Annotated in this window: 12 protein-coding genes; 4 read left to right on the top strand and 8 right to left on the bottom strand. The window is 74.1% G+C overall.

Annotation, left to right across the window (positions count from 1 at the left end; genetic code table 11):
• Positions 1–210: 210 nt before the first annotated feature.
• From ACFYZF_RS26515 to ACFYZF_RS26505, 3 genes are all read right to left on the bottom strand, one after another.
• Complete coding sequence (locus tag ACFYZF_RS26515; protein ID WP_387025211.1) at positions 211–1,059, bottom strand: SAM-dependent methyltransferase; 849 nt, start codon at positions 1,057–1,059, stop codon at positions 211–213.
• A gap of 105 nt (positions 1,060–1,164) precedes the next feature.
• Complete coding sequence (locus ACFYZF_RS26510) at positions 1,165–2,046, bottom strand: helix-turn-helix domain-containing protein (RefSeq protein ID WP_387025274.1); 882 nt, start codon at positions 2,044–2,046, stop codon at positions 1,165–1,167.
• 151 nt (positions 2,047–2,197) lie between these two features.
• Positions 2,198–2,437, bottom strand: coding sequence for a DUF397 domain-containing protein (locus ACFYZF_RS26505; RefSeq protein WP_387025209.1), 240 nt, complete (start codon positions 2,435–2,437; stop codon positions 2,198–2,200).
• Positions 2,438–2,703: 266 nt separating this feature from the next.
• On the opposite strand from ACFYZF_RS26505, the gene ACFYZF_RS26500 reads away from it, so the two are divergent.
• A complete protein-coding gene (locus tag ACFYZF_RS26500) occupies positions 2,704–3,354 on the top strand; it encodes a GGDEF domain-containing protein (RefSeq protein WP_387025207.1) in 651 nt (216 codons plus the stop codon).
• A gap of 22 nt (positions 3,355–3,376) precedes the next feature.
• On the opposite strand, the gene ACFYZF_RS26495 is transcribed toward ACFYZF_RS26500, so the two are convergent.
• The gene (locus ACFYZF_RS26495) at positions 3,377–3,868 is read right to left on the bottom strand and encodes a type II toxin-antitoxin system PemK/MazF family toxin (protein ID WP_387025205.1); all 492 of its coding nucleotides are present in this window, start codon (positions 3,866–3,868) and stop codon (positions 3,377–3,379) included.
• An 86-nt stretch (positions 3,869–3,954) separates the two neighbouring features.
• Between ACFYZF_RS26495 and ACFYZF_RS26490 the strand changes: the two genes are divergently transcribed.
• The 3 genes from ACFYZF_RS26490 to ACFYZF_RS26480 all read left to right on the top strand — a co-directional run bounded on the left by ACFYZF_RS26490 (position 3,955) and on the right by ACFYZF_RS26480 (position 6,509).
• Positions 3,955–4,593: a DUF4291 domain-containing protein gene (locus ACFYZF_RS26490; RefSeq protein WP_387025203.1), complete on the top strand. Its 639-nt coding sequence runs from the start codon at positions 3,955–3,957 to the stop codon at positions 4,591–4,593.
• Between the two features lie 131 nt (positions 4,594–4,724).
• The gene (locus ACFYZF_RS26485) at positions 4,725–5,240 is read left to right on the top strand and encodes an NUDIX hydrolase (RefSeq protein ID WP_387025201.1); all 516 of its coding nucleotides are present in this window, start codon (positions 4,725–4,727) and stop codon (positions 5,238–5,240) included.
• Between the two features lie 30 nt (positions 5,241–5,270).
• Entirely contained in the window at positions 5,271–6,509 is a 1,239-nt protein-coding gene (locus tag ACFYZF_RS26480; RefSeq protein ID WP_387025199.1) for a hypothetical protein, read from the top strand.
• A 95-nt stretch (positions 6,510–6,604) separates the two neighbouring features.
• On the opposite strand, the gene ACFYZF_RS26475 is transcribed toward ACFYZF_RS26480, so the two are convergent.
• From ACFYZF_RS26475 to ACFYZF_RS26460, 4 genes are read right to left on the bottom strand one after another with little or no spacing between them, the layout of a single operon-like run.
• The gene (locus tag ACFYZF_RS26475; RefSeq protein ID WP_387025197.1) at positions 6,605–12,163 is read right to left on the bottom strand and encodes an amino acid adenylation domain-containing protein; all 5,559 of its coding nucleotides are present in this window, start codon (positions 12,161–12,163) and stop codon (positions 6,605–6,607) included.
• Positions 12,160–15,279 (bottom strand): amino acid adenylation domain-containing protein, encoded by a 3,120-nt coding sequence (locus ACFYZF_RS26470; RefSeq protein WP_387025195.1) that lies wholly within the window; start codon positions 15,277–15,279, stop codon positions 12,160–12,162. The genes ACFYZF_RS26475 and ACFYZF_RS26470 overlap by 4 nt, the downstream gene beginning before the upstream one ends.
• A complete protein-coding gene (locus ACFYZF_RS26465) occupies positions 15,276–15,464 on the bottom strand; it encodes an MbtH family protein (RefSeq protein WP_387025193.1) in 189 nt (62 codons plus the stop codon). Before ACFYZF_RS26465 ends, ACFYZF_RS26470 begins: the two co-directional genes overlap by 4 nt.
• Positions 15,464–16,417, bottom strand: a complete 954-nt coding sequence (locus tag ACFYZF_RS26460; protein WP_387025191.1) for a TauD/TfdA family dioxygenase — start codon at positions 16,415–16,417, stop codon at positions 15,464–15,466. Before ACFYZF_RS26460 ends, ACFYZF_RS26465 begins: the two co-directional genes overlap by 1 nt.
• Between the last annotated feature and the right edge of the window lie 16 nt (positions 16,418–16,433).

Raw genomic sequence — 16,433 nt, 5'->3', positions numbered from 1 at the left:
CGACCGCCCGCAGCGCGTCGTACCCCTCTCCCCCAGGGTCGGGTCGGGGTCGGGCGCAGGCTTCGGCCGGACCTTCGCCGACCAGGCCGCCGTGGAGGGGGCCGCCGTGGAGGGACAGGGCTGGCTTTCACGACGGGTACGGTCGGCGGCACGATGATCACGTACAGGCGCGCGTGGGCCGGGCGGCGGCCCGGGCCTCGCGGGGGCCGGTCAGGGCTTGCGCGCCACGGCCGCGTACAGGCTGACGTCGGCCGCCGAGGGCCGGGGCTGCGGCTCCGCGGCGGCACGCCACTCGGCTGCGGAGACGATGCCCGGCTCGACCAGTTCCAGGCCGTCGAAGAACCGGGTGAAATCGGCCAGGCTGCGCAGGTAGAGCGTGCCGTACCCGCCCCCGTTCCTCGTCGCCACCCTGGCGTCCTCGCCGACCTGCCCCGGGAGGTGGTCGTAGGTGGCGTGCGTGGCGGCCAGGTGACTGCCCGGGGGCAGGGCGTCCAGCAGCCGCCGGACCAGCGCGTACGGCTCGTCCGGGTCGGCCAGGAAGTGCAGGATCGCCACCAGCATCAGCGCCACCGGCTGCCCGAGGTCGATGGTGCGCCGCAGGTCGGGGTGGGAAAGGATCTTCTCCGGGTCGCGCAGGTCGGCGTCGATGTAGGCGGTGGCGCCCTCGGGTGCGCTGGTCAGCAGGGCACGGGCGTGGGCGAGCACGATGGGGTCGTTGTCGACGTACACCACCCGGGTCTGCGGGGCGACGGCCTGGGCGACCTCGTGGGTGTTGTCGGCGGTGGGGATGCCGGTGCCGATGTCGAGGAACTGCCGGATGCCGGCCTCGCGGGCCAGGTAGCGCACCGCCCGCTGGAGGAAGCGGCGGTTCTCCAGGGCGGTGACGCGGATGGTCGGGAAGGCCGCGGCCATCGCGTCACCCGAGTCGCGGTCGGCCTGGAAGTTGTCCTTGCCGCCCAGCCAGTAGTTGTAGCGGCGGGCGGGATGCGCCACCGAGGTGTCGATCCGGTCCCTGCGGTGGGCGGGCTCGGTCGGGGCACCGGGGGCGTCGGTGGTCAAGGCTCCTCCATGCTCTGCGCTGGCATCGGCGCGCCGACGTCCGTCCACTGTCGTCGGTCCCGACCATGGTAGAGGCTCCCGGGCCGGTTCCGCGCCCGGGAACCGTCACCCCGGAAGGATCTCGTCACGCAGCCGGGCCAGCAGCTCCGGCGTTCGCTCCGGGGGCTCGGCCTCCACGCAGAGGCGCTCCATGGCCGCCGCGTAGTAGTCGAGGTCCTCGCGCTTGTCGAGGTAGATGGCGCTGGTGAGCTGTTCGATGTAGACGATGTCCGGCAGGTCCTGGTCGCCGAAGCGCAGGATGGTGAAGGCACCGCCCGCCGCGGCGTGCCCGCCCGCGTCGAACGGGATGATCTGCAACCGCACGTGCGGCGACCGGGTCGCCTCGATCAGGGCGGCGAACTGGCCGCGCATCACCTCGGGGCCGCCGATCGGGCGGCGCAGCGCGGCCTCGTCGACCACCGCCCACAGCTGGGGCGGCTGCGGGCGACGCAGCAGCTCCTGGCGCTGCATGCGCAGGCCCACCCGCCGGTCGATCTCGTCCGCGCCGGCGCTGCGGTGCCCGAGCAGGACGACCGCCCGGGCGTATTCCGGGGTCTGGAGCAGGCCGGGCACGAACTGGACCTCGTAGCTGCGGATCAGCGCGGCAGCCGCCTCCAGGCCCAGGTAGGACTGGAACCAGGACGGCAACACGTCGCCGTAACGGTGCCACCAGCCCGGGCTGTTGGCGTCCCGGGCAAGCTTGAGCAGGGCCTCGCGCTCCTCGGCATCGGTGACCCCGTAGAGGCTGAGCAGGTCGGCGACGTCGCGCTCCTTGAAGCCGACCCGGCCCAGCTCCATCCGGCTGATCTTCGATTCGGAGGCCCGGATCTCCCAGCCGGCGCCCTCCCTGGTCACCCCGACGGCCTCACGCAGGCGGCGCAGTTGGGCGCCGAGCAGCATGCGCAGCACGGTCGGGCCGGTGGCTGGGCCACCTTCCGTGGGAACCATCGTCACGTGCCGACCTCCGCTTGCCAGCCTCCGTCAACCGGGCCCCGACCCCGGCCGACGTGTAAGCATGCCATGGACCGACAGTGAGGTGTACCCGCCCGAAGGGTGTTTTGGTCCCATCGACGGGACGGAGCCGACTGGTTACGCTGAGTCAGGCGATCAGGTCGTCGAAGTCCCCGTCCCGGGCGCCGAGCACGAAAGCGGCGATCTCGTCCACCGTGTAGATCAGCGCCGGACCCTCGGGGTGGCGCGAGTTGCGCAGGGCGATCCCGCCGCCGCCGGGGAGTTCGGCCAACTCGACGCAGTTACCGCTGGGGTTGCTCCGTCGGCTCTTCTGCCACTTCAGCGGGGGGAGCTGCGCGGCGGGAACGCCGTTGTGGGGCTGCTGCATGGGGGCGTCTTTCTCTTCAAGAGCCTGCCTATGCCGCGGGGAGGAGCGGTGCTGGCGAGGGGGTGGGTCGAAAACGATGCTGCTGCACGTGCATCTGCTATTGCATCTGCACCGGACAACGAGCATGATAACGCACGTGCGGTGTACCCATTCGTTCACTTTGGGTTACTCGAATCGGGGCCGCACCAGGGAAAATGCGGGTGTGTAGGAACGCGCCGGCCGGCATCGGGCAGGGCCAGCGGGCGGACGCGGCGAGGGGAGGGTTCGTGCCGGATCCGTTGACCATCGCGTCCGGTATCTCGGCCGCCGGGGCCCTCGTGTCCGCGTGGCAGCTACGCCGCCGCGCCCTGCTGGCCGAGGCGGAGATCGAGCACCTCCAGGCCGAACTCGCCGCCGAACGGCACGCCGCGAGCCACGACCCGCTCACCGGGCTGCCCAACCGACGGGCCTTCTTCCGGCTGGCCACCACTCTGCTCACCGATGCCGTCGGCCAGCCGCTGATCGCGGTGGTGCTCGACCTGGACGACTTCAAGCAGGTCAACGACCGCTACGGGCACGCCGCCGGGGACCGGGTGCTGATCAGCGTGGCCGAACGGCTGGCCGCGTTCGCCGGCGACAACCTGGTGGCCCGCCTCGGCGGCGACGAGTTCGCCGGCCTACTGACCAGCCCGACGGTCGACCGACGATGGATCGAGCACGCGTCCCGCCGGCTCTGCGAGGCGCTCGCCGCGCCCATCCCGCTCGACGGTCTCAGCCTCCGGGTCACCGCCTCGGTCGGCCTGGCCCCGGTGACCGGCCCCGCCCAGCTCACCGAGGCGCTCGACCGCGCCGACGCCGCCATGTACCGGGCCAAGAGCATCGGCGCGTCCGGCCCCACCCGGCAGCTCGTGGACAGCGCGCACCTCGCCGAGTGTTGACCGGCCGCGCAGCGGCGCGGGGTCAGCGCCAGCCGTAGCCGGCACGCAGGGCCTGGCCGACCCGGTCGAAGCGGGGCCGGTCCAGCACCGCGCCCTCGCGCCGGATGCTGTCCTCCCGCATGGTGAGCACCCGATCGAGGCGTACCCAGCTCGGCCGGTTGTCGCGGTCCCAGGTGCCGGGGCCGAGGGAGAGCCAGTGTCGCTGGCCGTCCCGCTCGCCCTGGCTGGACAGCATCAGGCCGAACAGGGTGTGGCTGCTCCGGCCGACGACCAGGACCGGCCGGTCCTTGCCCTGCCGGGGGTCGTCCTCGAAGGGGACCCAGGTCCAGACGACCTCACCCGGGTCGGCCTGCCCGTCGGGTTCCGGGGCGTAGCTGAGCTCCCGCCGCTGCAACGCCACGACCTGCCGGCGCCGCGCGACCTGGGCCGGAATCGGACCGGGGGTACGCGTCGGGGCCGCACCGCGGGTCACCCGCCCCAGCCGGGACGCCACACTTCTCAACAGGCCTGCCACGGCGGGCAGCCTAACCCCTCCCCCGACCCGCCGCCGACCCACGCCGGCACCGAGCAACGGGGCAGGCGCGGTGGAGGCGTAAAGCGGTGGAGGCGGGGCGGCCCGACCCGCGACGATTCCGACGTGACCATCCCCCGCGCCAGATCCGCGCCACGTACACCGCCGACACGCTGACCGTCTACCAGGCGTACCCGCCGGAGATCGCCGGGCCGGCGGTGGCGGCGGGCCGGTTCGTGCCCCCGTTCAAGCGGGACCGGATGACCTGGATCAAGCCGTCGTTCCGCTGGATGATGTACCGCTGCGGTTGGGCCCGGAAGCCGGGCCAGGAGCGGGTGCTCGCCGTCGAGATCGACCGCGCCGGGTTCGAGTGGGCCCTGGCGCACGCCTGCCTGAGCGGCTACGAGCCCGGCCTGCACGCCGACCGGGACGGCTGGGCCCAACGGCTGCGCACCAGCCCGGTGCGGGTGCAGTGGGATCCGGAGCGCACCGTGCGGGCGCAGCCGCTGCGGCACCGTTCCCTACAGATGGGCCTGGCCGGCGAGGCCGCCCGGCGGTACGTCGACGAGTGGATCGTCGGGATCACCGACGTCACCGCGACGGCGCGGGCGATCCGGGCCCGGCTGGACGCGGGCGACGACGCCTCGGCCGAGGCGCTGCTGCCCGCCGAGCGCCCCTACCCGCTGCCGACCGGGGTGGGCGACGCGGTCGCCGCGCACCCCGGCTGACGTCCGGGCCGCCGCGCACGCCGCTGGCCTGCGGGCCCGCCGCGCACCCCGGCTGACGTCCGGGCCGCCGCCACCGTCGGGCACCATGGGTGCGACCGGCCCATCTGAGGCAGCGAACGGAAGGGGCGACCGTGACGGGTATCCCCGACGACCTGCCGGTCGTCGAGCGGCGCGCGGTGCGGCTGGTGGTGCTCGACGCCGACCGGAGGCTGCTGCTGTTCCACACCCGCGACCCGGACCATCCCCGGCTCGGTACCTGGTGGGAGCTGCCCGGCGGCGGCGTCGACCCCGGCGAGACGTACCTCGACACGGCCGTGCGGGAGCTGCGCGAGGAGACCGGCATCCGGGTGGCCCCGGAGCGGATCGGTCCGCCGCGCTGGCGGCGGCGGGCCAGCTTCATCCACCGCCGGCTGCGCCACGTGCAGGACGAGGTGGTCGTGGCGGTACGGCTGGAGGGCCCCGGCCCGGACGTCGACGAGACCGATCGGCTGGACTACGAGCGGGAGGACTACTTCGGTTTCCGCTGGTGGCCGGTCGCCGACGTCGTCGGCAGCCGGGAGCGGTTCTATCCGGGCCGGCTGCCCGGGCTGCTCGCCGCCTTCCTGGCCGGAGAGGAGATCGACGAACCGTTCGAGCTGTTCTCGTGAGGACCGGCCCGGGCGGGGCACAGTGAAGGCATGACGACGAACCTCCACGGCCCGCTGGCCCGCTACGCCGCCCGGCTGCACGGCTCGGTCGGCGACCGGCACCACGTCGCGTCCCCGCTGGGCGCCTGGCTGTTGCTCGCGCTGTGCGGGTCGGCCGTCCCCGACGCCGACGGCCTCGCCGACGCGCTGGGCACCGACCCGGCGACGGCGGCGCGGACCGCCGCCGCGCTGCTCGACGCCCCGCACCCGCTGGCACCGGCCGCCACCGCCGTCTGGCACCGACCGGACGCGGACACCGACGCGCTGGCCGCCTGGCGGGCCACCCTCCCCCGCGCCACGGAGACCGGCCCGCTGCCGGACCAGGCCGGCCTGGACGCCTGGGCGCGCAGGCACAGCGCTGGTCTGCTCGACGCGTTCCCGCTGACTCTCTCGCCTGCCGTCGTGCTCGCGCTGGCCTCGGCCGTGGCCACCCGGATCTCCTGGGCCGACCCGTTCGGCCTCGCCCCGGCCACGGCGCTGGGGCCGGACAGCCCCTGGGCCGGGCGGCTGACCCGGGTGCTGCGCACCCCGGCGTACGGGCACAGGTCGTGGATCGCCGCGACGCCGGAGGCCGGCGACGTCGCCGTGCACACGGCGGCGGCCGAACCGGGGGAAGGGAACGGGGACGGGGCCGGGCTGCTGGTCGTGTCGGTGGCCGCCGCTCCCGAGGTCGCCGCCGCCGACGTGCTCGCCGCCGCGTACCGGATCGCGGCCGACGCCGACGCCGACGAGCCCGCCGGCCGGCGGTCGCTGTTCGACCTTCCGCTGGGCGCGACGCCGCTGTGGACGCTGCGTGAGGAGACCGTCCGCACCCACGCCCGCGACCGCCGGGAGGAGCGGCACGCCGCGGCGCTGCCCTGCTGGTCGGCCCGCGCCGAGCACGACCTGACCGGGCCGGGGCTCGGGTTCTCCGCCCTCGCCCGGGTCCTCGCACCTCTGGTCGGGGGCACCGAGGTCGAGGCACGGCAGGCCGTCGTCGCCCGGTACAGCCGGTACGGGTTCGAGGCCGCAGCCGTGACCGGGGCGTTCGGGGTGGTGAGCCTGCCCCCGGAGGGGGTGGCCCGCACCGCCGAGCTGCGCTTCGGACACCCGTACGCGGTGGTGGCCGTCGCCACCGACCGGCGGGGCGGCGGGGTGGGCCCGTGGCACGGGGTGCCGGTCTTCTCCGGCTGGGTCGCCGAGCCCGACGACGTTCCCGAGACCGAGTTCGCCGACCCGCCCCTGGCGTAGGGGCCCGCACCCCCGGCCGGACGCGGGGCCGGGGGCGTCGGCGGGCGGTCGGGGCCCATGGATCCGACCCGTCGCTCACGACGCCGCCTGCGCCGTCACGCCGCGACCGGCACCTTCTCCTCCTGCCGCTCGGCGGCCCGGGCGGCCAGCCGCCGCTCACGCTCCTGGGCGCCGATCAGGTCGTCCGGCAGCGAGTCCGGCACCTCCATGTCGAAGCGCCGCAGCAGCCGGATCGCGAAGCCGCCCAGGGTGACCAGCACCAGCGCCGCGCCGAAACAGACGTACGCGAAGCCCATGCCGCGGCCCGGACCGGTGCCGATCACCGCGCCCACCGAGCCGGCGAGGGCCCCGCCGGGGGCGAGCATCGGCTCGAACAGGCCGGTGGCGGCCGGGGCGATCAGCGCGAAGCCGATCGGCAGCGTGGACCAGGAGATGGTCTGGTTCAGGCTGAACACCCGGCCGTGGTACCGCTGGGGCACCTTCACCTGGACGATGGTGGCGTAGATCGACTGGGCGGTGGTCATCGACATGCCCAGCCAGAACACCCCGACGCAGATCACCGTCACCGAGGCGTCGAGGCCGATCACGACGCACCCCACGGCGGTGCCGAGGTTGCCGATCAGCACGCCGATCATCCGTCGGCTGCGCGGGCCGCCCCACAGCGACATCAGCACGCCGCCCGCCACCGCGCCGAGCGCCTCGGCCAGGGCCACCTGCGCCACCTGCGTGGCGGTGGCGAAGGAGAGCACCATCGGGGTGGTCAGCACCAGGGCCGGGGCCAGGAAGATGTTGCCGATCGCGAAGTAGCCCAGCATGAGCCGGAAGCCCCGGTGCTGCCACGAGTAGCGCAGCCCGTTGGCGATCGCCGCCAGCAGCCGCTCCCGGGGCCGGAAGCCGAGCAGGTCCGGGAAGCGGACCACCGCCAGGGTCAGCACCGCCACCACGTAGCTGGCCACGTCGATGAGCAGGATGCCCTTGAGGCCGATGGCGGCCAGCAGGCCGGCCGCGAAGACCGGCATCAGCAGCATGGCGGAGCCGTTGGTGAGCTGGGTGACGCCCATCGCGTGGCCGAGGTACCGCTTCGGCACGAGCTGCGGCACCGCCGAGGAGAACGCGATGCGCTGGAACGACCCGGCGACCTGGCTCAGCGCCACCAGGATGTAGATCATCCACAGCCGCAGGTTGTCCGTCCAGAGCAGGGCGGCCAGCACGAGCTGGATCGTCCCGGCGCTGGAGCTGGCGATCATCATGATCTTCCGGCGGCTGACCCGGTCGACGACCGCGCCCGCGATCGGCAGCATCAGCACGCCGCAGACCAGCGCGAGGGCCCAGAGCATGCCCAGGTCGGCCACCGAGCCGGTCCGGGTGAACAGCCAGATCGGCACGGCGAACGCGGTCAGCGCCGAACCGGTGGTGGAGACGAACTGGCCGGCGGTGACCGCGACGAACCGGCCCATGCTCGGCTTCACCACGGCCTTCTCCGAGCCCGGGGCCCCGCCGATGCGCTGGTGGTCGGCGACCACCCAGCCGGCGTCCTCGCCCCGGGCCGGGGCCTCCAGCGCCGTGGTGTCGTCGGCGAGGACCGCCGGGTGTGCCGCCGTGACGATCTCGGCCAGCTCGTCGGCCCGGTACTTGAGGAAGAAGTGCCCCGCCTGGTCCAGGACGACCAGCCCGAGGGTGTCGGAGAGGAACCCCCACTCGGCGTACCGCTCGGTGTAGTAGTCGGTCACCGGGTCCTCGGAGCCGACCACCGAGACGATCGGGGCGCGCAGCTTCGTCGCGCCGGAGTCGAGCAGGCCGGTGAAGTACTCCTCCGAGGCGCGGGAGTCGGCCCGCATGTTGCTGATGATCCGGTCGGCCTGCTCCGGGTCCAGCTCGTCGGTGTCCACCCCCATCGACTTGAGCCAGCTCGCGTAGTGCTTGTTGCTGCGCAGCTGTTCGAGCCGGTTGCGGGCGGCGGCGAAGAGGCCCTTCGGACGGGCGAAGGGGAACATCGCGCCGATGTAGAGCGCCTCAAGTTCCCGGCCGGCCGCCTCGACCCTGCGGGCCACCTCGGCGACGATCGCGCTGCCGACGCCGCAGTGGCCGTACAGCACGATCGGACCCTCGATCCGCTCGACGATCTCGTCGGCGACCCGCCGGGTCAGCTCCTCGAACGGCAGGCCGTCCTCGCTGAGCCCGACGTCGTGGCCGGGGATGGCCAGCGAGTACAGGGAGTTTCCGGCGGGCAGGGCGTCGGCCAGGGGCTGGTAGACGATGGCGCTGCCGCCGCCGTACGGGACGCAGACGTACGTGCGGACCCGCCGGCCGGCCGGGATCGGCTTGGTCAGCTCGTAGAGCAGCCGGCGCGGGCCGTCGTCGGCGGCGTCGCCGGCCATGAACGCGGCCAGCTCCCGGATGGTCCGCTTCTGGAACAGGTCCATCACGCCGACCGCCCGGCCGCCGTGCTCGGCCTTGCGGATCTTCGCCACCACCTGGGTGGCGAGCATCGAGTGGCCGCCCAGGTCGAAGAAGTCGTCGTCGATGCCGAGCGTGTCGACGCCGAGCACCTCCGACCAGATCCCGGCCAGCAGCCGCTCGGTGTCGTCGCGCGGCTCGACCAGCGCCACGGACGCCTCGCGGGTCACCACGGGGGCGGGCAGCGCCCGGCGGTCGAGCTTGCCGTTGGGGCTCAGCGGCAGCGCGTCGAGGGTGACGAACGCGGTCGGCACCATGTACTCGGGCAGGGTCTCCTTCAGCGCCGCCTTCAGCGCGGCGTGCTCGGCGTCGCCGACCACGTACCCGGTGAGCCGCTTGTCGCCCGGGGTGTCCTCGCGGACGATCACCGCCGCCTCGGTCACCTGGGGCTGCTCGCGCAGGGCGCTCTCGATCTCGCCCAGCTCGATGCGCAGGCCGCGCAGCTTCACCTGGTGGTCGATCCGGCCGAGGAACTCGACGACCCCCGACCCGTCCGGCGAGGCCACCCAGCGGGCCAGGTCGCCGGTGCGGTACAGCCGGGCGCCCGGCTCGCCGGAGAACGGGTCGGGCACGAACCGCTCGGCGGTCAGCGCCGGCCGGCGGTGGTAGCCCCGGGCCAGCCCGACGCCGCCGATGTGCAGCTCGCCCGCGACGCCGACCGGGCACTCGTTGCCGGCCGGGTCCAGCACGTGCAGCCGCAGGTTGGCGATCGGGCCGCCGATCGGGACGCCGGTCAGCCCGGCCAGCTTGGCCGGGTCGCAGTGCCAGGCGCTGACGTCGATGGCCGCCTCGGTGGGGCCGTACAGGTTGTGCAGCTCGCACCAGGGCAGCCGGGCGGTGAACTCCACCGCGGAGACCAGCGGCAGCTCCTCGCCGGAGCAGATCACCCGGCGCAGGCCGGTGGCCGCCTCGACCCCGTCCTCGCCGAGGAACACGGTCAGCATCGACGGGACGAAGTGGGCGGTGGTGATCCGCTCGGACACCAGCAGGTCGCGCAGGTACGCGGCGTCCTTGTGCCCGCCGGGCCGGGCCAGCACCAGCCGGGCGCCCTCGCGCAGCGGCCAGAAGAACTCCCACACCGACACGTCGAAGCTGGCCGGGGTCTTCTGGAGCACCGCGTCGTCGGCGCCGAGCCGGTACGTCTTCTGCTTCCAGTCCAGCCGGTTGACGATGCCCCGGTGGGTGTTCGGCACCCCCTTGGGCCGGCCGGTGGAGCCGGAGGTGTAGATGACGTACGCCAGGTTGCCCGGCCCGGCGGTCGGCGCGGGGTCGGCGGTGGGCTGCTCGGCCCACACCGACTCGTCGTCCAGGGCCAGCACGGTCGCGCCGGTGTCGGGCAGCACGTCGCGCAGGTGCTCCTGCACCAGCACGACACCGGCGGCGGCGTCGGTGACCATGAAGGACAGCCGGTCGGCCGGGTACTCCGGGTCCAGCGGCAGGTAGGCGCCGCCGGCCTTGAGCACGCCGAGCAGCCCGGCGACCAGCTCCACCGAGCGTTCCGCGCACACCCCGACGAGGGTCTCCGGGCCGACGCCGGCGGCGCGCAGCCGGTGCGCCACCCGGTTCGCGGCGGCGTTCAGCTCGGCGTACGTCACCGAGCGGTCCTCGAAGGTCAGCGCCACCGCGTCCGGGGTGGCCGCGGCCCGCTGCTCGAACGGGCCGTGCAGGGTCTGCGCCTGCGGGAAGTCGGCCGTGGTGTCGTTCCAGCCGGCCAGCAGCTCCCGCTCGGCGGGGTCGGTCAGCTCCAGCGCGGAGACCGGGGTGCCCGGGGCGGCGACGACCGCCCGCAGCAGGGTGGTCCAGCGCCGCGCGATCCGCTCGACGGTCTCCCGGGTGAACAGGTCGGTGTTGAAGACCAGCTTCCCCCAGAGGCCCTCGGTGGTCTCCACGGCGTGCAGCTCGAAGTCGAACCGGGTGGCCCGCAGCTCCATCGGGGTCCACTGGAAGCGCACCTCGGCGGCCTCGGAGACCCCGGTGAACCGGCCCATCTCGTAGTTCTGGAGCACGAACATGGCCTGGAACACCGGGGACCGGCTCACGTCGCGGGGCAGCCCCAGCTCGTGGACGACCTTCGCGAACGGCACCTCGGCGTGCTCGAAGCCGTCCAGCACGCTGCGCCGGGTGCGCTCCAGCAGCTCGGTGAACGTCGGGTCGCCGGCCAGCTCGGCCCGCAGCGGCAGCATGTTGATGAACATGCCGACGACGTTCTCCAGCTCGGGGGCGGACCGGCCGGCCACGGACGCGCCGACGGCGAAGTCGTCCTGGCCGGCGTGCCGGGCCAACAGCACCTGGTACGCGGCGAGCAGCGTCATGAACAGCGTGCCGCCGCCGGCCCGGGTGAGCGCGTTGAGCCGCTCGGTGTCCGCCGGGTCGAGCTGGAACTCGACGAAGTCGCCCCGGTAGGTCTGGGTCGCCGGGCGGGGCGCGTCCAGCGGCAGCTCCAGCGGGGTGATCCCGGCCAGTCGGGACTTCCACCAGTCCAGGTGGCCCTGGGCCGCCGGGCCGTCCAGCTCGCGGGCCTCCCAGACGGCGAAGTCGCCGTACTGCACGGGCAGGGCCGGCGGCTCGCCACCGTGGTAGAGGGTGATCAGGTCGCGCAGCAGCACGTCCACCGACCAGCCGTCGCCGACGATGTGGTGCTGGCCGAGGAACAGCACGTGGTCGTCGACGTTCGTCCGGTCCGCAGTGCCGTCTTGCGGCGCGGAGGCCGGATTGTCGTCGTCGACGTTCAGCCGGATCAACAGGGCACGCAGCAGCGGCCCGGTGGCCAGGTCGAACGGCTCCATCGAGGCGGCGTCGACCAGCGCCTGCGCCGCCGCCTCGTCGGCCGCCTCCGTCACGGTCAGCGGCACCTCGACGGTGTCCTCGACGACCACGGTGGGGCGGCCGTCGGCGTCGGCCGGGAACCGGGTGCGCAGCGACTCGTGCCGCGCGGTCAGCCCGGCCAGCGCGCCGCGCAGGGCCGCCAGGTCGAGCGGGCCACGCACCCGCAGCGGCACCGCGATGTGGTACGCGGCCTCGCCCGGGGCGAGCTGGTCCATGAACCAGACCCGCTCCTGGGCGTACGACAGCGGCACCTCGGCGTTCTCGGGCCGGGGGGTGATCCGGGCGGCCGGGGTCACCTGGCGGCGGCGTAGCCGCTTGGCGATCAGCGCCTGCCGGGCCGCCTCCCGGGCCGGATCCTTCAGGTCGGTCATGTGGTACGTCCCTCTTCCGTCGCCAGCAACGCGGCGACCTCGGTGTCGGAGAGCTCGTCGAGTTCCGCGGCGATCAGGCTCTCGAGCTGGGCGGCCAGGTCGGCCACCACCGGGCTGCCGAACAGCGCCCGCATCGGCAGGTCGACGTCCACCTCGGCCCGGATCCGGGCCATCGCCCGCATGCCGCGCAGCGAGTTGCCGCCGAGGGCGAAGAAGTCGTCGGTCGCACCGACCTTCTCCACACCGAGGATGTCGGCGTACACCTCGGCCACCAGGGCCTCGGCGTCGGTGCGCGGAGCGACGTACGCGTCGTCGACCGTCCCGGTGGCCGGGGCGGGCAGCGCGGCCCGGTCCAGCTTGCCGTTCGGGGTCAGCGGCAGCGCGTCGAGCCGGACGAACGCGGCCGGCACCAGATGCGCCGGCAGCTCCCGGGCCAGGTCGGCGGCCAGCGCGGCCTCGTCGGCGTCGCCGACCAGGTAGCCGACCAGGGTCGGCTCGCCGGAGTCGGTGCGCACGGCCACCGCCGCCTCCCGGACGCCGGGCCGGGCCAGCAGGGCCGACTCGATCTCGCCCAGCTCGATGCGCATGCCGCGCACCTTCACCTGCTCGTCGCGGCGGCCCAGGTACTCCAGCGTCCCGTCGGCCCGCCACCGGGCCAGGTCGCCGGTGCGGTACATCCGCTGCCCGGCCTGCCCGTACGGGCAGGGCAGGAAGCGCTCGGCGGTGAGGCCGGGGCGGCGCAGGTAGCCGCGGGCGAGCTGGTCGCCGGCGACGTACAGCTCGCCGGCCACGCCCGGCGGCACCGGGTTCAGCGCCGCGTCCAGCAGCAGCGCCCGGGTGTTCCAGGTGGGGGTGCCGATCGGCACCGCCCCGGCGGGCAGCTCCGCCCCCGGCGCGATCCGGGCGGCGACGCAGCCGACGGTGGCCTCGGTCGGGCCGTACTCGTTGATCACCGCCACCTCGGGGTGGGCGGCCCGCCAGCCGGCGAGCTGCTCACCGGTGAGCGCCTCGCCGCCGATGACCAGGTCGGCTGTCGGCGACAGCGCCTCGTCGAGCAGCGGCAGGTGACTCGGGGTCACCTTGAGGAAGGCCGGCCGGCCGCCGGCGCGGGCGGCCGGGTCGTCGATCGCGGCGAGCCGGACCGTGCCGCCTGCGGTGAGCGGCCCGAGCAGCCCGGTGACGGTGAGGTCGAACGACACCGGCGAGTGCAGCAGGGCGGTGCCGGCCAGGCCCGGGTAGGTGTGCCGGGCCCAGGCCAGGTACGCGGTCACCGACCGGTGTTCCACCACGACGCCCTTGGGGCGGCCGGTGGAGCCGGACGTGTACAGCACGTAGGCCGGGTGGTCCGGGCGCAGCGGCGCGGCCCGGTCGGCGTCGGTCAGGTCCGCCGCGTCGAGGTCGGCGGCGGTGAGCGGGTCGAGCACCAACGCGTCGCCGGGCACTGCGGCGGCGGTGTCGGCGGTGGCCAGCACCAGCGCCGGCTCGGCGTCGGTCAGCAGGTAGCCGATCCGGGCCGCCGGGTAGCCGGTGTCCACCGGCACGTACGCCGCGCCGGACTTGAGCACCGCGAGGATGGCCACCAGCAGGTCCATCGAGCGGGGCAGCGCGAGCGCGACCCGGGTCTCCGGGCCGGCCCCTCGGGCGACCAGCAGCCGGGCCAGCCGGTTCGCGGCGGCGTTCAGCTCGGCGTACGTCAGCTCGGCGCCGTCGCAGACCAGCGCGAGGGCCTGCGGGGTGGCCGCGGCCTGGCGCTGCACCTCGTCGACCACGGTGCTCACCGGCCGGTGGTGGGCGGTGGCGTTCCAGGTGGAGAGGACGAGCCGCCGCTCGGCGTCGTCGAGCAGCGGCAGCTCGGAGACCCGCCGGCCGGGGTCGGCGACGGCGGCGGCGAGCAGCCGGACATACCGGGTGACGACCGACTCGGCGGTGGCCCGGTCGAACAGGTCGGTGCGGTAGACCAGCCGGCTCTCCCCGGCGGTGACGTCGAAGGCCAGGTCGTCCTTGGTGGTGCCCAGCGGCACCGGGTCCAGGCCGGAGTCGGGGATGAAGTTCAGCGCGGTCTGGAAGATCGGCTGCACCGACGGATCCCGCTGCGGGGCGACGGCCTCGACGATCTTCTGGAACGGCGTCTGCCCGTGCTCCATCGCGTCGATCAGGCCGCCACGGACGCGGCCGAGCAGCTCGGCGACGGTGGGGTCCCCGGTCAGGTCGCAGCGCAGCGCCACCGGGTTGACGAACATGCCGACCAGCGGGACCACCTCGTCGGTGTCCCGGCCGGCGGTGGACACGCCGACCACCACCGTGTCGTCGCCGGAGATCCGGGACAGCAACGCGGCGAACCCGGTCAGCAGCACCATGTACGGGGTGGCGGCCGAGGCCGCGGCGAGCCGGCCGACGGAGTCGAGCAGCCCGTCGGGCAGGTCGAAGCGCACCTCGTCGCCGGCGAAGCCGAGCTGGGCCGGGCGGGGCCGGTCCAGCGGCAGGCCGGTCACCGCCGGGGCCCCGGCCAGGTGGCCGGTCCAGAAGGCGAGCTGCCGGTCCAGTTCCGGGCCGGTGAGCTGGTCGCGCTGCCAGGCGGCGAAGTCGGCGTACTGGATGGGCAGCTCGGGCACGTCGGCGGGCGCGCCGGTGAGCGCGGCGGTGGTGAACGCGGCCAGCTCGCCGGTGAACACCACCGCCGAGTGGGCGTCGTAGACGGCGTGGTGCATCACGCCCAGCAACGTCCACGCCGTGTCGCCCTTGATCAGCCGGGCCCGCCACAGCGGCGCGGCGTCCAGCGGGATCGGGGTGCGGGCCAGTTCCTCCTTGATCGCCGCGTACCGGGCGAGCCGCTCGGCCTCCGGTAGACCCGACAGGTCCTCGGCGTCGATCCGGACCGGCTCGTGCGCGCGGACCACCTGCACCAGGACCCCGTCCGCCATCCGCAGGTGGGTGCGCAGCGCCTCGTGCCGGGCGACGACCTGGTTGAACACGTCGCCGGCCGCGTCGGCGTCCAGCTCGGCCGGGAAGGACCACAGGTTGGACACGTTGTAGACCGGCGAGCCGGTGTCGAGCTGGTTGGCCATCCACACCCGCTCCTGCGCGAAGGAGGCGGGGAAGGTCCACTCCCTGGTCATGAGGTTCCCTCACGGACGGAACGGGGGCGCATGTCGGTCCACACGGTGTCGATGTGCGCCAGGCACTCCTCGCGGGTGCCGGCGAAGCCGGTGTCGTTCCAGCCCGCGGGGAGCTCACGGTCGGCCGACCAGATCGAGTACTGCTCCTCGTCGTTGCGCACGACCAGGAAGCGTGATTCGGCCATCAGTTGTCTCCAGTGCTCTCGGGGGTGTGCGGCTCGGCCATCGCGACGGCGATCTTGCGAGGGCCGGTGAACGGCTCCCGGGCGTGCGCGGCGGTCATGTTGTCCACCACCAGCACGTCGTCGCGCTGGTAGTCGAAGCGGACGCTGGCGGCCCGGTACGCGGCCCGTAGGTGGTCCAGCACGTCGCCGGGGATCTCGCCGCCGTCGCCGTAGTAGGTGTTCGACGGCAGCCCGTCGGGGCCGAACATCGCCAGCAGCCCCTCCTGGTACTCCTCCGGCAGGGTGCTCACGTGGAAGAACGTGGCGTGGTTGAACCAGCGCGGCGTGTCCGAGCCGGGTCGGTGGTGCACCACGTCGCGCACGGCGCGGGTGCGCAGCCCGTCCCCACCGACCCATTCCAGGGCGATCCGGTTGGCCGCCGCGTACGCCTCGACCTCGGCCCGGTCGTCGGTGTTGAACACGTCCTGCCAGCGGGTGCCGAAGTCGGCGTGGAAGTTGCGCACCAGCATCCACCGGCGGCGGACGAACTCCTCCCGTACGGCCGGGTCGATCAGCTCGTACACCCGGCGCACGTCGGCGAGCGGGGTCGCGCCCCGGGTCTGTGGCGGGGTGACGCACCAGAAGAACAGGGTCAGCGGCCAGCGCGCCTGGTACGAGTTCTCGTTGTGCAGGAAGATCTCCTCGTCCGGCGGGTAGTCGGTCGAGGTGTAGACCCGGCCCTTGATGGAGTGCCGGGGCGAGGACCGCTCGGTGTAGACCAGCGGCTCCCCGGCCAGCGCCCGCACCACCGCGTCGAAGCCGTCGACGCCGCCGACGTCGAAGCCACGGAACAGCAGCCCGCCGTGCTCGACGAGGGCGGCCCGCAGCTCGGCCCGGCGGGCGTCGATGAGGTCGGTCAGCGCCCGGCCGTCGCTTTCGACGACCACCGGCAGCGTGGCGATCGTGTCGCTCATAGCTCTGTACTCCCTT

Origin of the sequence: Micromonospora sp. NPDC001898 (genome assembly GCF_042891255.1) — a bacterium.
Taxonomy (GTDB): Bacteria; Actinomycetota; Actinomycetes; order Mycobacteriales; family Micromonosporaceae; genus Micromonospora.
The sequence above is the reverse complement of the archived record's forward strand: the minus strand, read 5'-3'. Positions and strand labels throughout refer to the sequence as shown.